Source organism: Aeromonas sp. MTB (genome assembly GCF_056632455.1).
The window spans coordinates 3,928,286-3,952,264 of the sequence record NZ_CP147026.1 but is presented as its reverse complement, the minus strand read 5'-3'; the positions used below and the strand labels follow the sequence as shown (position 1 = coordinate 3,952,264).

Annotated in this window: 23 protein-coding genes; 21 read left to right on the top strand and 2 right to left on the bottom strand. The window is 56.8% G+C overall.

What is annotated here, in order from left to right; translation table 11 throughout:
- The first annotated feature begins 168 nt into the window (after positions 1-168).
- The 12 genes from murJ to tppA all read left to right on the top strand — a co-directional run bounded on the left by murJ (position 169) and on the right by tppA (position 14,131).
- Positions 169-1,731 (top strand): murein biosynthesis integral membrane protein MurJ, encoded by a 1,563-nt coding sequence (gene murJ / locus WBR25_RS18020; RefSeq protein ID WP_479748817.1) that lies wholly within the window; start codon positions 169-171, stop codon positions 1,729-1,731.
- A gap of 155 nt (positions 1,732-1,886) precedes the next feature.
- Entirely contained in the window at positions 1,887-2,861 is a 975-nt protein-coding gene (gene ribF / locus WBR25_RS18015) for a bifunctional riboflavin kinase/FAD synthetase (protein ID WP_019445579.1), read from the top strand.
- On the top strand, positions 2,861-5,722 hold the full coding sequence (gene ileS, locus WBR25_RS18010; RefSeq protein ID WP_479748815.1) for an isoleucine--tRNA ligase: 2,862 nt from the start codon (positions 2,861-2,863) through the stop codon (positions 5,720-5,722). Before ribF ends, ileS begins: the two co-directional genes overlap by 1 nt.
- Entirely contained in the window at positions 5,722-6,219 is a 498-nt protein-coding gene (lspA, locus tag WBR25_RS18005; RefSeq protein WP_019445577.1) for a signal peptidase II, read from the top strand. Before ileS ends, lspA begins: the two co-directional genes overlap by 1 nt.
- The gene (fkpB, locus tag WBR25_RS18000) at positions 6,216-6,668 is read left to right on the top strand and encodes an FKBP-type peptidyl-prolyl cis-trans isomerase (RefSeq protein ID WP_005341354.1); all 453 of its coding nucleotides are present in this window, start codon (positions 6,216-6,218) and stop codon (positions 6,666-6,668) included. The genes lspA and fkpB overlap by 4 nt, the downstream gene beginning before the upstream one ends.
- Complete coding sequence (gene ispH / locus WBR25_RS17995) at positions 6,668-7,603, top strand: 4-hydroxy-3-methylbut-2-enyl diphosphate reductase (RefSeq protein WP_279499030.1); 936 nt, start codon at positions 6,668-6,670, stop codon at positions 7,601-7,603. The genes fkpB and ispH overlap by 1 nt, the downstream gene beginning before the upstream one ends.
- Positions 7,604-7,852: 249 nt before the next feature.
- Positions 7,853-8,356, top strand: coding sequence for a type IVa pilus pseudopilin TppE (gene tppE, locus WBR25_RS17990; protein WP_100646794.1), 504 nt, complete (start codon positions 7,853-7,855; stop codon positions 8,354-8,356).
- Between the two features lie 14 nt (positions 8,357-8,370).
- Positions 8,371-8,766, top strand: a complete 396-nt coding sequence (pilV, locus tag WBR25_RS17985; protein WP_272950156.1) for a type IV pilus modification protein PilV — start codon at positions 8,371-8,373, stop codon at positions 8,764-8,766.
- Positions 8,763-9,863, top strand: coding sequence for a PilW family protein (locus tag WBR25_RS17980; RefSeq protein WP_201947061.1), 1,101 nt, complete (start codon positions 8,763-8,765; stop codon positions 9,861-9,863). The genes pilV and WBR25_RS17980 overlap by 4 nt, the downstream gene beginning before the upstream one ends.
- 11 nt (positions 9,864-9,874) lie before the next feature.
- Positions 9,875-10,351, top strand: a complete 477-nt coding sequence (locus tag WBR25_RS17975) for a pilus assembly PilX family protein (RefSeq protein ID WP_234920576.1) — start codon at positions 9,875-9,877, stop codon at positions 10,349-10,351.
- A gap of 10 nt (positions 10,352-10,361) precedes the next feature.
- Entirely contained in the window at positions 10,362-13,721 is a 3,360-nt protein-coding gene (locus tag WBR25_RS17970) for a pilus assembly protein (RefSeq protein ID WP_304520252.1), read from the top strand.
- Positions 13,722-13,729: 8 nt separating this feature from the next.
- On the top strand, positions 13,730-14,131 hold the full coding sequence (gene tppA / locus WBR25_RS17965) for a type IVa pilus pseudopilin TppA (RefSeq protein WP_100646789.1): 402 nt from the start codon (positions 13,730-13,732) through the stop codon (positions 14,129-14,131).
- Positions 14,132-14,135: 4 nt separating this feature from the next.
- Here the strand turns inward: tppA and WBR25_RS17960 are convergent, their stop codons facing one another.
- Positions 14,136-14,522: a type IV pilin protein gene (locus WBR25_RS17960; RefSeq protein ID WP_100646788.1), complete on the bottom strand. Its 387-nt coding sequence runs from the start codon at positions 14,520-14,522 to the stop codon at positions 14,136-14,138.
- A gap of 95 nt (positions 14,523-14,617) precedes the next feature.
- Between WBR25_RS17960 and WBR25_RS17955 the strand changes: the two genes are divergently transcribed.
- The 8 genes from WBR25_RS17955 to luxS all read left to right on the top strand — a co-directional run bounded on the left by WBR25_RS17955 (position 14,618) and on the right by luxS (position 22,210).
- Positions 14,618-15,160: a GspH/FimT family pseudopilin gene (locus WBR25_RS17955; RefSeq protein ID WP_100646787.1), complete on the top strand. Its 543-nt coding sequence runs from the start codon at positions 14,618-14,620 to the stop codon at positions 15,158-15,160.
- The gene (locus tag WBR25_RS17950; RefSeq protein ID WP_123173786.1) at positions 15,151-15,774 is read left to right on the top strand and encodes a PilW family protein; all 624 of its coding nucleotides are present in this window, start codon (positions 15,151-15,153) and stop codon (positions 15,772-15,774) included. The genes WBR25_RS17955 and WBR25_RS17950 overlap by 10 nt, the downstream gene beginning before the upstream one ends.
- Before the next feature lies 1 nt (position 15,775).
- Complete coding sequence (locus tag WBR25_RS17945) at positions 15,776-16,873, top strand: PilX N-terminal domain-containing pilus assembly protein (RefSeq protein WP_144715018.1); 1,098 nt, start codon at positions 15,776-15,778, stop codon at positions 16,871-16,873.
- A gap of 12 nt (positions 16,874-16,885) precedes the next feature.
- Entirely contained in the window at positions 16,886-18,985 is a 2,100-nt protein-coding gene (locus tag WBR25_RS17940) for a type IV pilus modification PilV family protein (RefSeq protein ID WP_100646784.1), read from the top strand.
- Between the two features lie 73 nt (positions 18,986-19,058).
- Entirely contained in the window at positions 19,059-20,681 is a 1,623-nt protein-coding gene (locus WBR25_RS17935) for an NAD+ synthase (protein WP_201947064.1), read from the top strand.
- Positions 20,682-20,690: 9 nt separating this feature from the next.
- Complete coding sequence (gene glnB, locus WBR25_RS17930; protein WP_005308848.1) at positions 20,691-21,029, top strand: nitrogen regulatory protein P-II; 339 nt, start codon at positions 20,691-20,693, stop codon at positions 21,027-21,029.
- 59 nt (positions 21,030-21,088) lie between these two features.
- Positions 21,089-21,682, top strand: a complete 594-nt coding sequence (locus tag WBR25_RS17925; protein WP_272951253.1) for a transglycosylase SLT domain-containing protein — start codon at positions 21,089-21,091, stop codon at positions 21,680-21,682.
- 18 nt (positions 21,683-21,700) lie between these two features.
- Positions 21,701-22,210, top strand: coding sequence for an S-ribosylhomocysteine lyase (gene luxS, locus WBR25_RS17920; protein WP_005340462.1), 510 nt, complete (start codon positions 21,701-21,703; stop codon positions 22,208-22,210).
- A 325-nt stretch (positions 22,211-22,535) separates the two neighbouring features.
- On the opposite strand, the gene WBR25_RS17915 is transcribed toward luxS, so the two are convergent.
- Positions 22,536-23,162 (bottom strand): type II secretion system protein, encoded by a 627-nt coding sequence (locus WBR25_RS17915; RefSeq protein ID WP_201947066.1) that lies wholly within the window; start codon positions 23,160-23,162, stop codon positions 22,536-22,538.
- A 41-nt stretch (positions 23,163-23,203) separates the two neighbouring features.
- Between WBR25_RS17915 and WBR25_RS17910 the strand changes: the two genes are divergently transcribed.
- Positions 23,204-23,977, top strand: a complete 774-nt coding sequence (locus WBR25_RS17910; protein ID WP_201947067.1) for a TatD family hydrolase — start codon at positions 23,204-23,206, stop codon at positions 23,975-23,977.
- Positions 23,978-23,979: the final 2 nt, after the last annotated feature.

Genomic DNA, 23,979 nt, shown 5'->3' with positions numbered 1-23,979 from the left:
AGCGAGTGTATTGAAAAGGCCCGGAAATATGCCCTTCCAACCACATATTGTCAAATGATTTGTGCAAATAAACACCGCCTCCCGGTGGTGTGTCAGTAGGGAGACGGTTAAACTGTCGGCCGATTCTAGCAGCATTCTTTTCATTCTGACAGTTCCAGAGGCCTCGTCTTGAGTAAGAAATTGATCAAATCCGGCATGATAGTGTCCGGAATGACGCTGGCATCCCGCGTAATGGGCTTGGTTCGCGATGTGGTCATCGCAAATCTGCTCGGTGCCGGGGTGGCCGCCGACGTCTTCTTCTTTGCCAATCGCATTCCCAACTTTCTGCGTCGTCTGTTCGCCGAAGGTGCCTTCAACCAGGCCTTTGTTCCCGTGATGACGGAGTACAAGAAAAATGGCGACGAGGGGGAAGTGCGTGAATTGCTGGCGGCGGTGGCGGGCACGCTGGGGGGGATAGTGACTGTGGTCACCCTGCTTGGTGTGCTCGGTTCGGGTGTGCTGACAGCTCTGTTTGGCTGGGGCTGGTTCTGGGACTGGCTGCATGGCGGCCCTGCGGCCGAGAAGTTCGAGCTCGCCAGTCTGATGCTCAAAATCACCTTCCCCTACCTCTGGTTCATCACCTTTACCGCCATGGCGGGGGCCATCCTCAATACCTTCGGCCGCTTTGCGGTCTCGTCGTTTACGCCGGTGTTTCTCAACATCACCATGATTGCGGCGGCCTGGTGGATTGCGCCGCTGATGGACAAACCTGAGATCTCGCTGGCAATTGGTGTCTTTTTGGGCGGTTTGGTGCAGTTTTTGTTCCAGTACCCCTTTTTGCGCCAAATCAACATGCTGGTATGGCCCAAGTGGGGATGGCATCACCCGGGGGTGGTGAAGATCCGCACCCTGATGATCCCTGCCCTGTTCGGGGTATCGGTCAGCCAGATCAACCTGCTGGTCAACACCATGCTCGCCTCCTTCCTGGCGACCGGTGCCATCAGTTACCTCTACTACTCTGATCGCCTGCTGGAGTTCCCCCTCGGGCTGTTTGCGGTGGCCATCAGTACCGTGATCCTGCCTGCGCTGGCGAAGAAGCATGTGGATGCAGACCCTGCCGACTTCTCCCGCACCATGGATTGGGGGGTGCGGATGGTGATGCTGCTCGGCCTGCCCGCCATGATAGGCATTGCGGTGATGCGCGAGCCCATTTTGCGAGTGCTGTTCATGCGCGGCGAGTTCGGCCTGCATGAAGTGAGCATGTCGAGCGCCAGCCTGCTGGCCTCCACTACCGGTCTGCTCTCCCTGATGCTGATCAAGGTGCTGGCGCCCGGTTACTACGCCCGTCAGGACACCAAAACGCCGGTGCGGATCGGGGTGATGTCGATGATTGCGAACATGGTCTGCAACCTCATCTTCATCTACCCGCTCGGTTACGTGGGGTTGGCGCTCTCGACCGCCTGCTCGGGTACTCTGAATGCGGCTTTGCTGTTCAAGGGGTTGTACCAGCAGAGCGTCTATCGTCCCTCCCGCCATACCGGCGTGTTCTGCCTCAAGCTGCTGGTCGCCAGCGTGCTGATGGGGGGCGTGCTCGCCTATCTGTCGCCGGATCTGGCTCAGTGGGGTGCATGGAGCATGGGCAAGGCCAGTTTGCAGCTGACCATGCTGCTGTCGCTGGGGGCCGGGGTCTATGCCGTGGTGTTGCTACTGCTGGGCATTCGGCCGCGTCACCTTAAATCGGGGCAGCAGTAGTCGTGATCCTGCGGTGCCATGGGGATAGTGCCTCATGGCGCCGCAGATGGGCGGGCTTGGGCCCGGATAGTTGAAATCAGGCTATGAGGGCTGACCCTGCCTGCTGCCTGATATATAATCCGCCGATTTCCATGGCAGCAACGCACAAGGCACTGATGGAGCTTATTCGCGGCATTCACAATCTCAAGCCCCGTCACCGGGGATGTGTATTAACCATTGGCAACTTTGATGGGGTTCATCAGGGTCACCATGCGGTATTGGCACGTCTCAAGGAGAAAGCGGCCCAGCTGGGATTGCCCGCCTGCGTCATGCTGTTTGAGCCGCAGCCGCTGGAGCTGTTTGCCGGCACAGCTGCGCCCGCCCGGCTGAGCCGGTTGCGGGAGAAGTATGAAGCGCTGCAGGGGCTGCATATCGACCGCATGCTCTGTGTGCGCTTCAGCCACCGCTTTGCCGAGCAGGCGGCCTCGACATTCATCGAGCAGTTGCTGGTGGAGAAGCTCGGAGTGCGCTATCTGGTGGTCGGCGACGATTTTCGCTTCGGCAAGGGGCGGGAAGGGGACTTCCACCTGCTGGAGGAGGCGGGTCATCGCTTCGGCTTTGAGGTGATCAGTACCCAGAGCTTCCAGCTCGAACGGCAGCGGGTCAGCAGCACACTAGTACGTGAGGCCTTGAAAGCGGGCAGGATGGCGGAGGTGGAGCTGATGCTTGGCCGCCCCTATACCATCAGCGGCCGTGTGGCCCACGGCGACAAGCTGGGGCGCACCATAGGTTTTCCCACCGCCAATCTGGCCCTCAAGCGTCAGGTGATCCCGGTCGGTGGCGTGTTTGCGGTGGAAGTGATATGTTCCGGCAAGACCTTCCCCGGTGTAGCCAATGTGGGTGTACGGCCAACCTTGAGCGGTACACAAGCCAGATTGGAAGTACATCTATTTGATTTTTCTGGTGATCTATATGGTCAGCAGGTCAAGGTGCTGCTTCGCCACAAGCTGCGCGAAGAGCAGAAGTTTGCCTCTTTCACTGCCTTGAAAGAGCAGATCGAACGAGATGCCCTGGCGGCCCGAGCCTGGTTCGGGCTGCCACAATTCAATTTACCCAGCACTCTTTTAGAAAAGAAGGGAACCCAGGACTGATGAGCGACTATAAACACACCCTGAATCTTCCGGAAACCGAGTTTCCGATGCGTGGCGATCTGGCCAAGCGCGAACCCAACATGCTGAAACGTTGGTACGATCAGGATCTCTACGGCGCTATTCGCCGCGCCAAAGCGGGCAAGCCTTCTTTCATTCTGCATGATGGCCCCCCCTATGCGAACGGCAACATTCACATCGGTCACTCGGTCAACAAGATCCTCAAAGACATCATCATCAAGTCCAAGGGCCTCTCCGGTTTCGATTCCCCCTATGTGCCGGGTTGGGATTGCCACGGTCTGCCTATCGAACTGAAAGTAGAAGGCATGGTCGGCAAGCCGGGCGAGAAGGTTTCCGCTGCCGAATTCCGCGCCGAGTGCCGCAAATACGCCAAGACCCAGATCGAAGCGCAGAAGACCGACTTCATCCGTCTGGGTGTGCTGGGCGACTGGGAACACCCCTACCTGACCATGGATTTTGGCACCGAAGCCAACATCATCCGCTCCATGGCCAAGATCGTTGAAAACGGCCACCTGCACAAAGGTTCCAAACCGGTGCACTGGTGTACCGATTGCGGCTCCGCGCTGGCTGAAGCCGAAGTGGAGTACTACGACAAGAACTCCCCTTCCATCGATGTGCGCTTCAAGGCCGTTGATGAGGCATCCGTTGCCGCCAAGTTTGATTGTGCCGAAGGCCACACCGGCAAGGGCCCGATCTCTGCGGTGATCTGGACCACTACTCCGTGGACCCTGCCAGCCAACCGCGCCATCGCCATGCACGCCGATCTGGATTACGCACTGGTGCAGGTTGAAGGTGAGCACCCAGAGCGTCTGATCCTGGCCGCCGAGCTGGTCAAGGACGTGATGGATCGCGCCGGTATCGAGAAGTTCCACAATCTGGGCTATGCCAAGGGTGCCGCGCTCGAGCTGCTGCGCTTCAACCACCCCTTCTACAGCTTCGATGTGCCGGTGGTACTGGGTGATCACGTTACCCTGGATGCCGGTACCGGCGCCGTACACACCGCCCCTGGCCACGGTCAGGAAGACTTCGTGGTCGGTCAGAAGTACGGTCTGGAAGTGGCCAACCCGGTTGGCAGCAACGGTGTTTACCTGCCGGATACCGAACTGTTTGCCGGCCAGCATGTGTTCAAGGCCAACGCCTCCGTGATCGAAGTGCTGACCGAACGCGGCGCCCTGCTGCATCACAAGGTGTTCAACCACTCCTATCCGCACTGCTGGCGTCACAAGACCCCGATCATCTTCCGTGCCACCCCGCAGTGGTTCATCAGCATGGAGCAGAAGGGTCTGCGCAAGCGCGCGCTGGAGGAGATCGAGCGCATCGAGAAGGACGGCATTACCCAGCAAGGCCAGAGCGGCTGGGTACCGGCCTGGGGTAAAAACCGCATTCAGGCGATGGTCGAGAACCGTCCTGACTGGTGTATCTCCCGTCAGCGCACTTGGGGTGTGCCTATCTCCCTGTTCGTCCACAAAGAGACCCAGGAACTGCATCCGGAATCCGTGCGCCTGATGCACGAAGTAGCCAAGCGGGTCGAGCAGTCCGGCATTCAGGCATGGTGGGATCTGGACAAGGCGGAGCTGCTGGGTGCCGATGCAGACATGTACGACAAGGTGCCTGACACTCTGGACGTCTGGTTTGACTCCGGTTCTACCCACGCCTCCGTGGTCGATGCCCGTCCCGAGTTCAACGGCAAGCCGGCCGACATGTATCTGGAAGGTTCTGACCAGCACCGTGGCTGGTTCATGTCCTCCCTGATGATCGGTGTGGCCATGAAAGACAAGGCTCCCTATAACCAGGTGCTGACTCACGGCTTCACTGTGGATGGTCAGGGTCGCAAGATGTCCAAGTCCATCGGCAACGTGGTGAGCCCGCAAGACGTAATGAACAAGCTGGGTGCCGACATCCTGCGTCTGTGGGTAGCGAGCACTGACTACACCGGCGAGATGACTGTCTCCGACGAGATCCTCAAGCGCTCCGCCGATGCTTATCGTCGTATTCGCAACACCGCCCGCTTCCTGCTGGCCAACCTGAACGGCTTCAATCCGGCGACCGACATGGTGGCGCCTGCCGACATGGTGGTGGTGGATCGCTGGGCTGTGGGTCGTGCCAAAGCGGTACAGGCCGAGATCATGGCAGCATTCGACGAGTACAACTTCCACGGCGTAACCCAGAAGCTGATGCAGTTCTGCTCCATCGAGATGGGCTCCTTCTATCTGGATGTCATCAAGGATCGCCAGTACACCGCCAAGGCTGACAGCCTGGCCCGTCGCTCCTGCCAGACCGCCCTCTATCACATCGCCGAGGCCATGGTGCGCTGGATGGCGCCGATCATGAGCTTCACCGCTGATGAAATCTGGGCGCTGCTGCCGGGTGAGCGCGGCGAGTTCGTCTTCACCGAAGAGTGGTACGACGGCCTGTTCAGGCTGGAAGCGGGTGAAACCCTCAACGACGAGTTCTGGGCCGAGATCCTCACCGTGCGCGGTGAAGTGAACAAGGCGCTGGAAGTGGCTCGTGGCGAGAAGCGTATCGGCGGTTCCCTGCAGGCCGAACTGACCCTGTTCGCCAAGCCGGAGCTGGCTGCACGCCTGAATGCCCTGGCCGATGAGCTGCGCTTCGTGCTGCTCACCTCCAAAGCCAAGGTTGTTGAGGCTGACACTGCGCCGGAAGGCTCTGTGGCGACCGAGCGTGATGACCTGTGGCTGAGCGTGGCCCAGTCTGCTGCCGCCAAGTGCGACCGCTGCTGGCACCATGTAGAAGATGTGGGCACCATTGCGGGTCACGAAGAGATCTGTGGTCGCTGCGTCACCAACGTTGAGGGTGACGGCGAAACTCGTCAATTTGCCTGATGAACATGACTCAACATAAAAGCGGCCTGCGTTGGCTGTGGCTGGCAGTGCTGGCCTTTGTACTGGACCAGGCGAGCAAGCTCGCCGTGGTCAAGTTGCTGCCATTTGGTTACCCGGGGGTGGAGATCACCCCCTTCTTCAATCTGGTTCACGTCTACAACAAGGGCGCCGCATTCAGCTTCCTGGCTGATCAGGGGGGCTGGCAGCGCTGGTTCTTCGCGGTGCTGGCTTTTGCCATCTGTGGATTGCTGATCCACTGGCTGCGCAAGCAGTCGGTGGCCCAGCGTTGGAGCGGTATCGCCTATTCACTCATCATCGGCGGCGCCCTTGGTAACGTCTTTGATCGGCTGGTGTTGGGCCATGTGGTCGATTTCCTCGACTTCTACTGGCAGCGTGCGCATTGGCCGGCATTCAATCTGGCCGACAGCTTTATCTTTATCGGGGCCGCCATGATTGTGCTGGACGGTTTCCGTGGTGAGAAAAAGGAGCAGGCATGAGCCAGCAGATCACCGCTAACAGCAGCGTGCTGTTCCACTTCTCCATCAAGCTGGAAGATGGCTCGGTTGCCGACAGCACGGCGCTGCACGGCAAACCTGCCCGCCTGCGGATGGGCGATGGCAGCCTGACCCCCACCTTCGAGCAGTGTCTGCTGGGGCTGAGCGAAGGGGAGAGCAAGAGTTTTACTCTGGCGCCGGAAGAGGCCTTTGGCCTCTCCAACCCCGATAACATCTACCATCTCGACCGTGCCAAGTTTGGCGCCGATGTGGAGCCAAAAGTCGGCACCATCATCCTGTTCGATCAGCCCAATGGCAGCGAGCTGCCGGGCATTATCCGGGCGGTAGCCGGGATGTCGGTCACGGTCGATTTTAACCACCCGCTGGCCGGTCATACCGTCACCTTCGAGGTGGAGATCCTGGGCGTTGATGATGAGGAGAAGGTGCATTAATGGATATTCTGCTCGCTAACCCTCGCGGTTTTTGCGCCGGTGTTGATCGCGCCATCAGCATTGTCGAGAGCGCGCTGGAGAAGTTCGGTGCCCCCATCTATGTCCGCCACGAAGTGGTGCATAACCGTTATGTGGTGAACAAGCTGAAAGAGGCTGGCGCAGTCTTCGTCGAGGAGCTGGACGAGGTGCCGGACGACAGCATCGTCATCTTTTCTGCTCACGGCGTGGCCAAGACAGTGCGCGAGATGGCCAAGTCCCGCGCCCTCAAGGTATTCGATGCCACCTGTCCGCTGGTGACCAAGGTGCACATGGAGGTGCATCGTGCCAGCCGCAAGGGCTCCGAGGCTGTGCTCATCGGCCACGCCGGTCACCCCGAGGTGATCGGGACCATGGGGCAGTACGAGAATCGCGAAGGCGGCATGTATCTGGTGGAGACGCCTGAAGATGTGGCCAAGCTCAAGGTGAAGAATCCGGATGACCTCTGCTTCGTCACCCAGACTACCCTGAGCGTGGATGAGACCTCTGACGTGATCGATGCGCTGCGCAAGCACTTCCCCAAGATCCAGGGGCCGCGCAAGGACGATATCTGCTACGCTACCCAGAACCGTCAGGATGCGGTGCGGGAGATGGCGGGGCTGGTGGACGCCATGCTGGTGGTGGGGTCTCGCAACTCCTCCAACTCCAACCGTCTGCGCGAGCTGGCCGAGAAGGTGGGCGCCAGAGCCTATCTTATCGACGATGCGTCGATGATCGAGGCGAGCTGGCTAGAGGGCGTGAAGGCGATCGGCGTCACTGCCGGTGCGTCCGCTCCCGAGGTGCTGGTGCAGTCCGTGATTGCACGCCTGCGGGAGTTGGGTGGCAATGTCGTCGCCGAGCATCCTGGCCGTGAAGAGAACGTGGTGTTTGAGGTACCACCCGAGCTGCGGATCCTCTGATCCCTGTCATCTCGCTAGATGTCGGTTTATTGCCAAAGCCACCTCGTTGAGGTGGCTTTTTTGGTCCCAACGAGTCCTTTGTGCATGTTCGCAACCAGATCGCAGCAAAAATTGATGATGTAGCTCGAACTTTTGCATTGCCGGGATTGAAACCCCAAGTGCCCGGCATAGACTGCCAGCAAGCCCTTATTCTGGCTTAGCACACATGGATTGTGTCTGTCCTCCTGGAACAAATCAGAGCGAAACAGGATGTTTTTGCGTTCAGGTTTTAGCCTTATCGAGCTTATGGTCACCATAGCGCTCGTCTCTTTGTTACTCACGTTGGGGGTTCCTTCCTTCAACGCTTTGCTGCGCACTATTTCTCTCAATACTCAGGCTAACAACTTTGTTGCGGCCATCAACCTTGCCCGCTCAGAAGCCATTCGCCGCAACACGGTAGTGACCCTCTCCGCCTCTGCCGATAACCTGACCCAGCATCACTGGGAGGCTGGCTGGCAGATCTGGGTCGATGGCAACGGTAACGGCATACTGGATAATGGTGAGTTGTTGCGAGGCTTTCCCGACATGGGGGGCGGGGTATTGAGCAGCAATACCTCCCTGCTGCGTTTTAATAGCGAGGGTTTTCTTGATGGCCGCACTCCGTTGGCACGGGTATTTTCCCTGCGTCCTGATGAGTGTCGGAATGAGCCCTCCCGTGATATCAACATCACAGTGGCTGGTCGCCCTTCCATTACCGAGGCTAGCTGCCCATGATGCGAGAACGGGGTTTGTCACTGCTTGAAATCATGATCTCGGTACTGGTGCTCTCCATCGGTATTCTGGGCATGGCGACTCTGCAACTGCAGGCTCTCAAGAGTAACCAGTCGGCGCTGACGCGTACCGAGGCGACCCAGTATGCATACATGATCAACGACATGATGCGGGCTAATCGCAGCGCGGCTCTGAACGGGCAATACAATATCGACTTGGGCGAAACTGTCTCGGGTAGCTCTATGGCGGTTCAGGATCTGCAACACTGGAAGCGGGTCGTAGCCGAGCTACCAGGTGGCGATGGCGCCGTATCGGTCAGTGCCGGAAGGGCCACCATCACTATTCAGTGGGATAGCAGTCGGCTGTCGACTGATCCTGCGTCGCGCAGCATGATCCTGAGGACGGACCTATGAGCAGGAGCGGTTTGCCGCTACACCAGCACGGGATCGGCTTGGTCGAGGTGATGATCGCCTTGGTGCTCTCGCTGATAACGGTGGGGGTCATGATTCAGGTGTTTCTCGGCAATCACAAAACCTATCTCACTGGCGAGGCCATTGCCCGGGTGCGGGAAGATAGCGGATTTGCCACCAATCTGCTGCAAAAAGAGCTGCGTATGGTGGGCTATCAGGGGTGTCTCAGCAAACAGGGGGTTAATATCACCAATACCCTCAACAACAGCACAGCACTGCCCTACAACTTCACCACTTTTTTGCGTGGTTACGACAATGTAACGGCAACTTTACCAACTGCGCTGTCTGCTCTGTTCAGCGGCTCCGAGCCCAGACCCATGCCGGGTAGCGATATCCTGTTGGTTCAGGGGCCGGTTGGGGTTGGGGTTCCGCTCAGTCGTGATAATCATAACAGTGCCGCCCAGCTGTTTGTGCAGCAGCTATCCAGCAAGGCCGACTATTGTGGTTCCGGCGCACAGGGTTATAGCGATCTGTGCGAGGGAGATATCGTCATGGTCTCCGACTGTCAGAAGGCCAGAATATTTCAGGTCACCAAAGTACAGAGCGTGGCAGGGGGGCGTGAGGTCAATATCGTCCACTCCAATGACAACAAATATACGCCAGGCAATGCCAGCAGTTCCTGGGGGGGGGCCAGCAGCCCACCCGAGGAGCGATTCGGTCTTGGCTCGGTCGTGAACAGGGTGGAAACCCGTCTCTACTATATCGCCCGCCCCTCTGCCAGCAGCCCCTACGCGCTTTATCGCAAGAACGGGGTGGCTGCAGGTATGCCCCTTATCGAAGGGGTGGCCAATATGCAACTTACATTCGGCGAGGATCAGAACCGGGATCGGGCGGCAGATCGCTATGTGAGCGCCGCCAGCAATCCAAACTGGAACAATGTACTGGGGATTGGAGTACAGCTTCTTATGCGCAGTAACCAAGGCAATGTGGTGTCGTCTCCGCAGGCCCTTAGCTTTGCCGGAGCCACCTTCCGGGCGAACGATCGCAACTGGTACTGGGTCGCCGAAACCACAGTTGCGCTGCGCAACCGGCTACCTTGAGGAGCCCAGTCATGATGGATCGACAGCAGGGGATGGCGCTGGTGATCAGCCTGATTTTTCTGGTCATGGTGAGCCTGCTGGGTATGGCCAGTATGCGTGGGGCGCAGTTGCAAGAGAAGATGGCGGGTAACCAGAAAGAGGCGCTGCAGGCATTGCAGGCGGCAGAAGCGGGCCTGCGCGCTGCCGAGCGCTATATCGAGGCTGGCAACTCGGGTCCCTATGACAACAGCGCGGGCCTGTATGAATTTATCGACACCGCGGTGGATCCTGCCTCCCCTTCGACAGCTTGGCGTACCTATACCAACAGTGGTCTGGTGGGGCGTGCTCCCGAATACTTTATCGAACGGTTGCCCTATACCCAGGGGGGGAGCGAGGATCTGGCAGTCGATGAGCCCATCAGTGAGCGTCGTCTATATCGTATTACTGCAAGGGGATTTGGTCTCTCTGACGAGAGCCGGGTGCTGTTGCAATCGACCTATAGTCGCTAGGAGGCGGGGTATGGGCAAACTCGGTTTTGGCCTTTCGGTGATGCTCTGCTGCACTTCGGCGCAGGCGGCGCTCGATATTGCCCAGGTTCCCCTCTATCTCGGCACCCGGGCCGATCCCAATATCATGTTTACCCTGGATGATTCGGGTTCGATGCATTTCGAGATCATGCCCGAGTCCTTGATCGAGAACGAAGCACGCTATGTCTACCCACGAGCCAACAATGTTTATGGGAATGACGATTACTCCAACTATACGATCACCTTTGCTAGCGACAATGCCCGCAATGCCTACGTGCGCTCCAGCCATAACAACAAGCTCTATTACAACCCGCAGCTGACCTATCGTCCCTGGGCCAATGCGGATGGCTCCTTGATGGCAAATGCCAAAGTGACCTGTGCCCCTCACAACCCTATGAAGACGGCGGCCGGTTGTCGCAACCTGACTGAAACCAATCGAGCATGGTGGGCCATCTATTACACTGAGTTTTCTCCTGATTATTACAACCAAGACGAGAGTTTCTGGCCGGCTGTCTATTTTGACTACAAGGGAAGTGGCAATGTATTCAACGCCAAGAACTATACCAGGGTGGTGATAAACAAAGCGGTGGCCACCGTCTATGACGGTCGCCCCAATCGCAGTGACTGCAAAAACGCTCCCCTTTGTAGCTATGACGAAGAGATCCAGAACTTTGCCAACTGGTATACCTATTACCGCTCGCGGATTTTGGCTGCTCGTGCAGGCGTGGGACGAGCTTTTGCCAGTCAGGGAGAGGGAATTCGGGTCGGCTTTGCCACCATCAACGCCAAGGATAGTGTTATTCGTGGTGTCACCCCTTTTTCGGGTACCGACCGAAGCGCATTTTTCAATGAACTGTATGGCCGCGATATTTTGGCGAAGGGGACACCGCTGCGTACCGGCCTGAAAGAGGTAGGGGAGTATTTTTCCCGCAGTGACAATAATGGCCCCTGGTCTGCCCGTGCCGGCAGCACGCTTCCTCATCTGACTTGCCGCCAGAGCTACAACATCCTGATGACGGATGGCTACTGGAACGGTGATTCCCCCTCGGTCGGCGATCAGGACAAAGATAGCATCGAGAATACGCTGGCCGATGTGGCCTACCAGTACTGGAAGAGAGATCTGCGCCCCGATCTCGCCAACAAGGTGCCAACCAGCACGGCGGATCCGGCCAATTGGCAGCATCTGGTCAACTTTACCGTCGGACTCGGCGTCAACGGTTCCCTTAATCCTGCCAACGGTATCCCGAGCCGTTGGCCCAATCCCCATGATCCGGATGACAAGGAGTACAAGAATGCGACCTACATTCCGGAGTACAAGATTGATGACCTGTGGCACGCGGCACTCAACAGCAAGGGCAGTTTTTTCAGCGCGGGTGACCCCGACATCTTTGCCGCAGCTCTGAGCAGTACCCTTGCCCAGATCGCAGCGCGCAACAGCTCCGCCAGCTCGGTAACCGCCAACGCAACCCGGCTGGACAGCAATACCCACATCTACCAAGCCCGCTACAACAGCGGCGACTGGTCGGGGCAACTGGTCTCGATCCCGCTGAACAGCGATGGCACCCTTGGGGAGATCGCTTGGGATGCCGCTACCTTGATCCCCGAGCCTTCGGCACGCAATATCTTCACCCGGCAAGATGGTGTCGGCATCCCCTTTCGTTGGGATACGCTGAATGTGACCAACCGAGCTCTATTCAATGTCGCTGGTGACAACCAGGGAGAAAGCCGTGTCGCCTATCTGCGCGGTGATCGCAGTGGTGAGCAGCGTAATGGTGGTGCGTTTCGTAATCGTAGTGATCTGCTCGGCGACATCATCAATTCTGATCCCGTCTACGTGGGCAAGCGTGATTACGGTTACAGCAGTGCAGCCGGTCTGACCCAGACCGAGCGGGAGGGTTACCAAGCTTTTCTAAGCTCGACGGCGATTACCCGGCGCCCACCCATGCTCTATGTCGGTGCCAATGACGGTATGCTGCACGGATTTCGAGTCGCCGACGGTGTCGAGCGACTGGCCTATATCCCGTCCAGCCTGCTGGGCGAGCTGAATCAGTTGACCAGACCGAATTACAGCCATCGCTACTATGTGGATGGGACGCCCAGGGTAGGCGATGCCTATCTGGGCAGTCGCTGGAAGAGCATCTTGCTGGGATCCACCGGTGCCGGTGGCAAGGCGGTATTTGCCATCGATGTGACGGCCCCGGATAACTTCACCGCCGACAAGATGCTGTGGGAGTTCACCGATAGCGAAATGGGGGTTGCACTGGCGGCACCCACTCTGGTGCGGGTCAAAGCCGACAACAAATGGGTTGCTCTGGTTGCGAATGGTTACAACAGCACCAGTCAGACTGCGAGGCTGTTTGTACTGGATCTGGCGACTGGCGCCATCATCAAAGAGATTGATACCGAGGTAGGGTCTTCCAGCGAGCCCAATGGTCTATCTTCCCCCTTGCCGGTAGATCAAGACGGGGACAGGGTTGTCGACTATGTCTATGCCGGTGACCTGCACGGCAATCTGTGGAAATTCGATCTGACTGACAAAAACAGTGCCCAGTGGGGAAGTGCTTTGAAAACGGGCAACAAGCCCAAGCCGCTGTTCCAGGCCTGTAATGGCAGCTGCAGTGCCGGTACGCGTCAGCCGATCACCATGCGTCCTTTAGCTATTCGGCACCCTAAAGGGGGGGTTATGGTGATGATGGGGACTGGCAGTTATTTTACCAATGATGACAAACTGGTTCCCGCTACGCCGAGGCTGGAAGCGGTGTACGGTATCTGGGATACGGGGGCTACCGTGCTCAGTAGCCAGCTGTTGCAGCAGAGCATCACCCATGAGTTTGTGGCCAACGGCACCACTATCAAGTTCAATGTGAGGGTGGTCTCCAACCGGAATGTCAATTACACCAGCCAAAAGGGTTGGTATCTGCTATTGAAATCGCCAGGCTTGAGCAAGGGGGTCGGTGAGCGTGCCGTCTCCGAGATGCTCTATCGGCATAAGCGACTGATCTTCAATACCTTGATCCCGTCGGCGGATGCCTGTGACTTTGGTGGCCGCTCCTGGCTGATGGAGCTGGATCCCATCTCGGGGGCCAGACTCACCTACTCGGTGTTTGACGTTAACGGCGACGGGGCCGTCAACGATGATGATTACGTCGCGATCGAGGATGAAGCCGGCAATGACATCAAGGTGCCGGTCAGCGGCAAGCAATTTGATGAGCTCACCACGACGCCAAGCGTAGTGGAAGATGCCGAGATGGAGCGCAAATATATCAGCGGCTCCAGCGGAAATATCTCGGTCACGCTGGAAGAGGGGGCAGGCGATCTGGGTGGCCGCCAGTCCTGGTTGCAACTGGAGTAGAGGTTGGCATGGAACGTGGTTTTACCCTGATTGAGTTGATGATAGTGGTCGCAGTGGTCGCCATTCTGGCCGCGATCGCGTACCCCAGTTACAACAACTACATGGCGGCAGCCAAGCGGGCCGAAGCCAAGGCTGTGTTGCTGGAAGCGGCGCAATATCTGGAGCGGGAGTTTACTGCCAATGGCAATTACGACGCCGGTAACCTGGCTTCTGCCGGTTTGGCGACCCTGCCGAGGGATGGTGGTGCTGCTTATTACAATATGGCGCTCAATGTCAGCGGGGCCCGTTATACCCTGACGGCTATTCCGACCGGTGTGATGAATGGCGACCCCTGCGGCCTGCTAACTCTGGATCAGGGGGGGCTGCAGGGAGTGTCGATGGCCACTATGACGGCTGCCGAGTGCTGGTAGTCAGTTACCAGCAGGCGGCAGGAGTCTTGGTGTCGGCCTTGTTGATAGTCAGGGTATCACAGGCCGTATTGCCGGCCTTGTCGCCGACCTGGGCCCCCTTGCTGGTGGCTACCAGTGTGTAGGCGGTGGCGGTGGCGCCAGAAATGCTAAAGGTGTAGTGGTCGCTGGTTGGGTTGCCCACACTGGCTATCGCACTGCTGTAACTGGCATTGGAGATGCGAAATTCTTCCTGTTTGAGCTGCATGGTCAACAAGCCCTTGATGGCATCGGCTCGACGAGATTTACGCAGACCGTCGGTAAAGCTCGGGTAGGCGACAGCAGCAATAATGGCAACAATGGCAACGACCACCATCAATTCCAGCAGGGTGATTCCAGATTGTTTGATTCTCATGGGCGCGGCAGGGTTCGTTAAACAGGTAGATACTATAGGATAGCACTGACCTCATACTCTACTGGCATGTGCGAAAAGAAAGGAGTCTTTAGCCAATGGAATGCGCAGAAGGCCGCTCAGCCGGTTTTACCGTGATTGAATTGATGATCGCTGTCGCGTTGGTCGCGTTGCTGCTGACCGTGGCGATCCCCAGTTATCAGTCATTGCGCCAGGAGCAGATGGTCAAGGCGGCTACTCAGGCCGTATACACGGATATCATGCTGCTCAAGTCAGAGGCGATCAAACGTAATCGCACCTTGCAGTTTATTATCTTCAACAGCGGTACCAGTAACTGGTGCTATCGCATCAGTATTGATGGTGACAGCAGCTGTGCAAGCTGCAGCGATACTTGCTCCAGCTTGGAAGGGCGCAAAGGAGCTGACGCTAGTGAATTCCCCGGGATTATCCTGACGGGCTCATATGCCGAGAGTGCCAGCAACACTCGGCCCATCACCTTCTCACCCCGTCGCGGTACTTTGCCAAGCGGCAATATTACGGTCACCTCGTCTAATGCAAGCATGAAAGTGATCACCAGCAATCTGGGTCGAGTGAGAACCTGTGCAGTCAGCAGTGTGATCGGGGAGGTTGCATGCAATTGAAGATGCGGGGCTTTAGTCTGGTCGAGCTGATGGTGGCTATGGTGGCTGGTTTGCTGCTGGTTGCCGCAGTGACATCATTGTTTGCCACCATCCTCAAGGCTAACTATACCGCCATGCAGACCAGCCGTTTGAATCAGGAAGTACAGGCTCTGACCGACATGATCGCTCGGGACATTCAACGGGCCGGTTATGACGCCAACGCAACCCAGTTTCTTGCAGCCCCCTCTGGCAGCCGATCCAGTTTCTACTTTGATACCGTTACAGACTTGATGAATGAAACAGCTACCGGTTCCGGTTTGTATACCTGTGTCAGAGTACGTTATGACAACGATGGGAACGGTGTGTTGGGCACAGATGACACCTTGGTATACAGCTATCTGAGCGCTGATAAAGGAATCAAACAGGGAACTGGTTCCACAACATGCGGTAATGGCACTTTTATTTCGACCGATGACACCATTGAGATCACCGGGATGACGCTGAAACTGTTGCCGAGCAGTCAGGGCAGCGGGGCACGAGCGCTGCAACTGATGGTGAGCGGTCGTTTCAAAGCGTCCCCTGCGCTGACCTTGACTCTGCAGCGCGATATCAAATTGCGTAACGACGGGTACTGAGATGAAGCGACAGTCCGGTTTTACAACCTTTACCATCACTCTATTGCTGGTGTTGATCCTGCTCGGTATCTCGCTGCTGGTTGGCAAGATGCTGGTTGCAGATCGGCGGGTAACGCTCAATGAGGTGCTCTATCGACAAGCGATGGCGATGGCTGAGGTGGGCCTGGCTGATGGACTTGGGCGGCTGGCTCTTGATCCCACTTGGCGTACCAGCGGGGCAACAACCACTTTAACGACTGGGAGCTACACATTGTCATCTGTTGACGATGCCGCTATTACGGTGGGATCTGTGGCGGTGACCCCCGTCATAGTGCGTTCCCAGGCGACGTTAAGCAATGATCAGGCCCAAGTGGTAGTAGAAACCAAAGTCGTTCGGTTCAGTGTGTTGGCCGGCACTCCTGCGGCTCCCTTGACTGTTGCTGGTGGTATGGCAGTGGGGGGTAATTTTACCATTGTGGCCAACCCAAATGGTGGCGGTCTTGGCGTTCCTCTGTCGGTCTGGACCAATGGTAATGTCGACCTCATAACTGGTACGGGGCAAACCTGTCATCAGGGGGATTATAACGGGGGGTGCTCTGCCAATATCAGCCAGAAAGGGGATAAACAGTCAGATATCAAGGACAACGATACGGCTTTCCCGACCGATTTGGTCTGGTATCTATTTAATGAAAAGGATGATGCGACAGGTTGGTCAAATCTGGAGGCTAGAGCGACCCAAAAGTTGACCGATTGCAGCAGCCTTGGCCCGACGTCAACGGGTCTTGTCATAGTGGATGGTGATTGCAAGCCTTCTGCGAATGTTGGCTCTGTGACCGCACCAGTCATTCTGATCGTGCGTAATGGCAATCTGGCAGTGAACGGTAATACCGTTCTGTATGGCCTCGTGTTCGCTTACTCATCAAATCCAGCTTCTGCAGCAACGGATGTGAAGTTGACGGGTGGCGCCATCGTAAACGGCGCTATGGTTGCCAACTATCAACTGGGTAATGCCAATGGTACCTATGATGCCAAGTACGATGCCGGTGTTTTGAGCAATATATCGAATGGCGCCTCTTTTCAGGTCGTTAATCAGGTGCCTGGTAGCTGGCGGGATTGGTAGAGGGAGATGGCGATGAATAGGCAAAAAGGATTTGGCCTGCTTGAGATCCTCATTACTCTGGTTGTGCTGGGGGTGGGGATAGTTGGACTGGTTGCAATGTCTAAGTCAGGGTTGATCATGTCGCAAGATGGTCGCCGTTATGAGACTGCTATGCGTCTGGCAGAGTCCAAGCTTGATGAGTTTCGCAATTTTAATAGTGTGGTTACCGCAACAGCACCACTGACGGCTTACAACCAAATCTCATCGGCAAGTGCTGCAGTGACCATGTCGGGGGATCCTTACTCCCTGACCTGGACGGTGACCAACCAGTATTTGAATGGCTCCAACTGGCAAAATACAGCGCCAGTTGGTTATCGTCTCAGCTATCCGGGACGCAAGGCAATTATCGTCAGCGTTGGCTGGACCGATAGCGAAGGACAGGCCCAAACATTACAACTGGCAGGCAATGTTTCACCAATAGAGTCTCTAAGCTCGGCGCAGCTTGATGGTGGATTGGATACAACCCGACAGGGGCCAAAAGTTAATTACACCCCTGGCGTGGCGCCAGATGTTATCTCTGTCGAATTGGGAGATGGCAACAAGCAGGAGACCAGCAAGCCCTTACCTACCGTCACCTCCAAAGATGGTCAGGTTGGAAAATTGGTGCAATTTGAAACCGTTACATACAAACCTGAAGCCGGTGGCAGTACCCAGCAAGTCTTGCAAGATATGGCATCCGTCTCTTGTTCCTGTAGCTTCGATGACAACCTGAGCTCTTATCTGCCTGGCCAGATCTACAACTCGGCGAGCAACCAACTCTATTGGAAAGCAGGTGCGATGCAGAGTAAACCCACGGGGTCTCTGGATAACAGTATCAATGGCCAGCCGGCCCTATGCTCTAGCTGCTGTAAGGACCATTTCGATGGCAGCGGGTCGAGTTTTAGTAATTTCTATGCACCATTGAATACATCAAGAGTTCGTTACAACAGCTCTCTGAATGCGGTGACCAATGGTAAATATGTGGATGCGTGCCGCTTTGTCCGGTTGGATGGTTATTACCGTCCATTGCCGGACTGGAATCTGGTCAAAGTAGTCGTAACTACCGCTGATTTTTTGGCCAAGCCAGCAAATCAGGCCAGTTATCAGAAATACATCAAATATGTGGTCAAGACCTATATTGATTGGCAAAAATCGACGCTGAGGTGGGTGAAAGGGGCCTCTGCCACCTTGCCGACCATCACCGATTTTTCAACCTGGCTGGCTACCAATGCAGAAGCTGGAGGGAATACTACGACCGGGATCACAGTGAGTACCGGGACGGCGCAGCTTATTGCTCGAGGCATCTATGTGGATGTGCTTGACCCCGTCTATTTAGCCAATATTGATACCAGTTCAGTCGATTACCTAACCAAAGTACCCTTTCAGGATATCAACCTGACCATGCTGGCGGAGTGGTCAATGGGACCGTTGACTCAACTCACAGGTAATGCCACGGATTATGTTGCTGTGACCAATGAAGCGGTCAAAACCGTGGTTGATCTCAATAACTACTACTTCGGTAGTTATAGCCGAGGCTATATGACGGCGAAGAAGTCGACCAAAGATAGCAATCAGGTTCTGCGCGACGTGACCGTGCGAGTCACTGCATATCAGGGGAATTCGGGGATCACCGCATCCTTGATCTCCGCCAGAGACCAGTCACTGGCATTGACGGCAGATATGCTGGTCAAGGTCGATGCGGCGCAGCAGACCGTGCCAACCATCAAGGTGAGTGGGCGAATTCAATGTTTGGAACGTGGCAAGGGGAACAATAATCCTCCCCCCGAGGCATGTGGCAAAAATTCTTTCAGCAATTTGAGCATCAGCACACCAAACTCTGGTGCGACTTGCCGTATTGATTACCCACAGGCGAATAATCAACCGGCAGCATATCTGTGTGAAGCGCCTGAGAATTCAACGTTGGTTATCAATCTCTCATACACCAACCAGGGCAGCACCACCTTTATGTTGCAGCCATCTTCTTTCAGCGTACAGATGACCCCTCAGTCCAACAACCAAGTGCTGAGTGGCCCTTGCTCGCTGCTGGTGGACAACGGGGTGACCAATGCAACCAGTCTGACTTGCACCCGTTAAGCCTTGGGCGCTGGCACAGCCAGCGCCTTTTCTTTATCATTCCCCATCATTTTCGAATTCAAGATGCATCGCCATGGCAAAAGCCCTCTCTCTGATGCTTGCCCAGTTGAATCTGACGGTAGGCGCTATCGAAGATAACACTGACAAAGTGCTCGCGGCGGCGGCTCAGGCCGAGCAGCAAGGCGCTGATCTGCTGGTCTGTTCCGAACTGGCCCTGACCGGCTATCCACCGGAAGATCTGTTGCTGCGTGCCGATCTGATGATCCGGGTCGAAGCTGCGTTGGCTCGTGTTGCCGAATGGCAGGGCAACTGTGCCATTTTGGTGGGTCACCCTTGGCGCGATGGGGAGGCGCTCTACAACGCGGCTTCCCTCTATGAGCAGGGCCAGCTGATTGCCCGTTACTTCAAGCAGGATTTGCCCAACTACGGCGTGTTCGATGAGAAGCGCTACTTTACCGCTGCAAGCGACACCTGCGTGGTGCCGTTCCGTGGTCACCAGCTGGGGCTGCTCATCTGTGAAGATCTGTGGCAGCCGGGTCCGGCGCTGGCCGCCAAGGCGGCAGGGGCCGAGCTGCTGCTCACCATCAATGCGTCGCCATACGATCAGGATAAACCCTGGATCCGCCGCGAACTGATGGCCGAGCGCTGCGATCAAACCGGTCTGCCGCTGGTCTACCTCAATCAGGTCTGCGGTCAGGACGAGCTGATTTTCGACGGCTGCTCCAAGGTGTTCAGCAGCCAGGGTGAGTTGACCCACAAGCTGGCTCCGTTTGCCGAAGAGCTGATGCTGGTACGTTTTGCTGATGGCCAGCCAGTGAAGGAGCGGGAGCCCGCTGCGCCGCTGGAGCCGTTGGCCGAGACCTATCAGGCGCTGGTGCTGGCAGTGCGCGACTATGTTACCAAGAACGGTTTCCACGGTGCTGTGCTGGGTCTATCCGGCGGCATCGACTCGGCGCTGACGCTGGCCATTGCGGCCGATGCCATCGGTGCCGACAAGGTGCAGGCTGTGATGATGCCGTTCCGCTACACCGCCCAGATGAGCGTGGAGGATGCCAAGGAGCAGGCCGAGCGGATGGGGGTTGAGTTCAACATCATCTCCATCGAGCCGATGTTCGAAGGGTTTATGGCCCAGCTAGCGCCGCTGTTTGAAGGCACTGCCCGTGATACTACCGAAGAGAACCTGCAGGCCCGCTGCCGCGGTGTGTTGCTGATGGCGCTCTCCAACAAACGTCGTCGTATCGTGCTGACTACCGGCAACAAGAGCGAAATGGCGGTCGGTTATGCCACCCTGTACGGTGACATGGCGGGCGGTTTCGACGTGCTGAAAGATGTGCCCAAGACGCTGGTATTCAAATTGTGCGAATATCGCAACTCGGTCGACTATGTGATCCCGCAGCGGGTTATCGACCGCCCCCCTTCAGCAGAGCTGGCACCGGATCAGGTGGATCAGGACAGTTTGCCGCCATACGACATCCTCGATGCCATCCTCAAGCGTTATGTGGAAGAGGATGCGTCCGTGGCCGACATGGTGGCCGAAGGCTTCGAGGAAGCGGTGGTGCGCAAGGTGATCCGGCTGGTGGATCTCAACGAATACAAGCGCCGTCAGGCGGCGGTCGGGCCCCGTATTACGGCTCGCAACTTTGGTAAGGATCGCCGTTACCCCATTACATCCGGGTTCGGCAAACAGAACTGGTAAGGAGTCACCATGAAGAAGATTGAAGCCATCATCAAACCGTTCAAGCTGGACGATGTGCGCGAGGCCTTGGCCGAGATCGGCATCAACGGCATGACCGTATCCGAAGTCAAAGGCTTCGGCCGCCAGAAGGGCCATACCGAGCTCTATCGCGGCGCCGAATATATGGTCGACTTCCTGCCGAAAGTGAAGGTGGAGCTGGTGGTGCAGGACGAGGATCTCGATGCCTGCCTGGAAGCGATCCAGAACACCGCCCGTACCGGCAAGATTGGTGATGGCAAGATCTTCGTCTGCGAGGTGGAGCGTGTCATTCGTATCCGTACCGGCGAAGAGAACGAAGACGCGATCTGACCTTGGCTATCTCTTTACCTGACCAGCGGCGTGAAGTGCGGCCTCATTTGATGGGGTGGATGCGTTTTGCTGTGGTCGCCAGCCTGTTGGCGGGCCTGACTGCCTGTAGTACCCGTCCACCGGCTCAGCCGGAGAATCTGTGCCAGATCTTTCGCGAGAAGCCGGACTGGCACAAGGCCGCGCTCAAGATGAACGAGAAGTGGGGGACGCCGATCCATGTGGTGATGGCCATGATGTATCAGGAGTCCTCTTACGTACATGATGCCCAGCCGCCGATGCAGTATTTCCTCTTCATCCCGACCGGGCGGGCCAGTTCGGCTTATGGTTATGCTCAGGTCAAAGATGAAACCTGGGCGGATTACCAGCGGGAAACCGGCAACAGCTGGAGTGACCGCGATGACTTTGCCGACGCCATCGATTTTATGGGTTGGTACACTAACAAGGCCCAGCGGCTAAATGGCACCTCCAAGTGGGATGCCTATGGCCAGTACCTCAACTATCACGAAGGGTGGGGTGGCTACCGGCGTGGCAGCTATCGCAGCAAGGGGTGGTTGATGAAGACCTCTCGCAAAGTGGAAGCTCGCGCCCAGCGCTACGGCGCCCAGTACCGTCAATGCAAGGATCAGCTCTCCCGTGGGGGCTGGTTCTGGTAACCAAATCAGGAGTCAGAAATGCCGTTATTGGACAGTTTTACCGTTGACCACACCCGTATGGAAGCGCCAGCGGTGCGTGTGGCCAAGACCATGCAGACCCCGAACAAGGACACCATTACCGTGTTCGACCTGCGTTTCTGCGTACCGAATCAGGAGATCCTCTCCGAGCGCGGTATCCATACGCTGGAGCACCTGTTCGCCGGTTTTATGCGTGATCACCTGAACGGCAATGGCGTGGAGATCATCGATATCTCCCCCATGGGTTGTCGTACCGGTTTCTACATGAGCCTGATCGGCGCGCCGGACGAAGCCCGTGTTGGCGCAGCCTGGCAGGCGGCCATGAGCGACGTGCTGACCGTGCAGGATCAGGCCAAGATCCCCGAGCTGAACGAGTATCAGTGCGGCACCTACAGCATGCACTCGCTGGAAGAGGCGCACGCCATCGCCCGTCATGTGCTGGAGCGCGGTATCGGCGTCAACCATAACGACGAGCTGGCCCTGCCGGAAGAGAAGCTGAAGAGTCTGTGAGGCTGATGAGCTGTCGCTCATTAGGTAACCTCTTCAGGTAATGTTAAAAGAGCCGGTCAGCCATGCTGACCGGCTCTTTTTTATTCCGCCCGATCGCGGTTATGGGGATCACTTGCTCCCCTTGCCGACTCTGATTAGGATGGTTTTTAACCTGAACCTGTTGGCGGAGGTGTGACGATGAAGGGGGTATTGCTGCGTTGGCTGGCCCGTTATGACGCGTGGTGCGAGGAGTGGGGGCTCACTCAGGAGAACCGGCGCTGCTGCACGCCGGTTCGTTATGATGATGATTCAAGCAAAGAGCGAGCTTGCGCAGAAGAGGCTGAGCTCAATCAAAATTGCGGGTCACGGCACCAGTAACGCTGTTGTACTCGAAGCCGAGGCCGTTGGGGTGATCAGGGAAGCGGCCGATAGAATCGCGAAGAATATAGCTGCAGTTATTGTGTGCCTCGTTACCTTCATCTTCATCCGGATGGCTCGGGCCAATCATGGTGGTGAGGTAATCTGCCTGCTTTTGAACAGCGTCAGGCCGCTCTGTGGAAGCAACGCTCTGACTGCTATCTAGCAGGTTAGTAAATAGCAACTCGCAATCCTCAGCATTATTGACCGAGATGTGCATAGAGCCTGGTTTATATGGCTCATCGCTTCCCTTACGCCCCTGATCTTCTTCAGAGCCTGCCGGCCAACCATATCGATTGATATCCACATCGCCTTTACCAAAGCTGCTTAGGTTGTAGAGCGCGATCGCTTGCCCCTGCACTTTCACCGCCCACCCAGCATGAGCCAGCTGAACTGCACTGGCAAAGCTGCCTGCGGTCGCCGAGACCGTGCTTTTCAGGGCATCATCCTTGATATTGATAAAGCGGGGCAGGGCGGTGACGGCCAGGATCCCCAGCACTATGATCACCAACACCAGTTCAATCAGGGTAAAGCCGTTGTTTCTGTTGTTCATCATGTTCAATGACCCATTAAATACCGCAAACAGGTGTGAGTGATATGCAGCTGATAGATACCCATTGCCATCTCGACTTTCCGGTGTTTGACCAGGACAGGGAGGCGCTGCTGGCCCGTTGTCGGGTATTAGGGGTGACGGAGTATATCATTCCTGCCATCGCAGAGGATAACTGGACTCGTGTGATGGCACTGGCAGAGCAACATGACGGCCTCTTTTATGGTCTGGGCGTTCATCCCTGGTATGCCGGTGAGCAACGGGAGGGGGTGATGGAGCGGCTGCGAACGCTGGTAATGAGCCAGCCTGCCGGGCTGGTGGCCATAGGCGAGTGCGGGCTGGACCTCCGTTCTCACGTGCCGCAGGAGGGGCAGCTTGCGCTGTTTGAGGCTCAGATCCGGCTGGCTGCCGATGTCGGGCTTCCCCTGATGATCCACTCGGTGCGCGCCAATGACACTGTGGCCAAGCTGTTGCGCCGCTTCAAGCCGCCACGTGGCGGGGTGATCCATGCTTTCAGCGGTTCGTTGCAGCAGGCGGAGGCCTTCTGGCAACTGGGCTTTCGACTCGGGGTGGGCGGGGTAATCAGTTTTGAACGGGCGAACAAGACGCGAGAGGTATTTCGGGCCATGCCGCTCGAGGCCCTGGTGCTGGAAACCGATTCGCCCGATATGCCCTTACAAGGTGAGCAAGGCACCCGGAATACCCCGGAAGCGCTGCCGAAAATAGCGGAAATATTGATGACCTTGCGGGAGGAATCATCAGCGGATGTTACCAAGGTGTTATTTGAAACTGCCCGGCATATTTTCCATCATGACCAATAGCC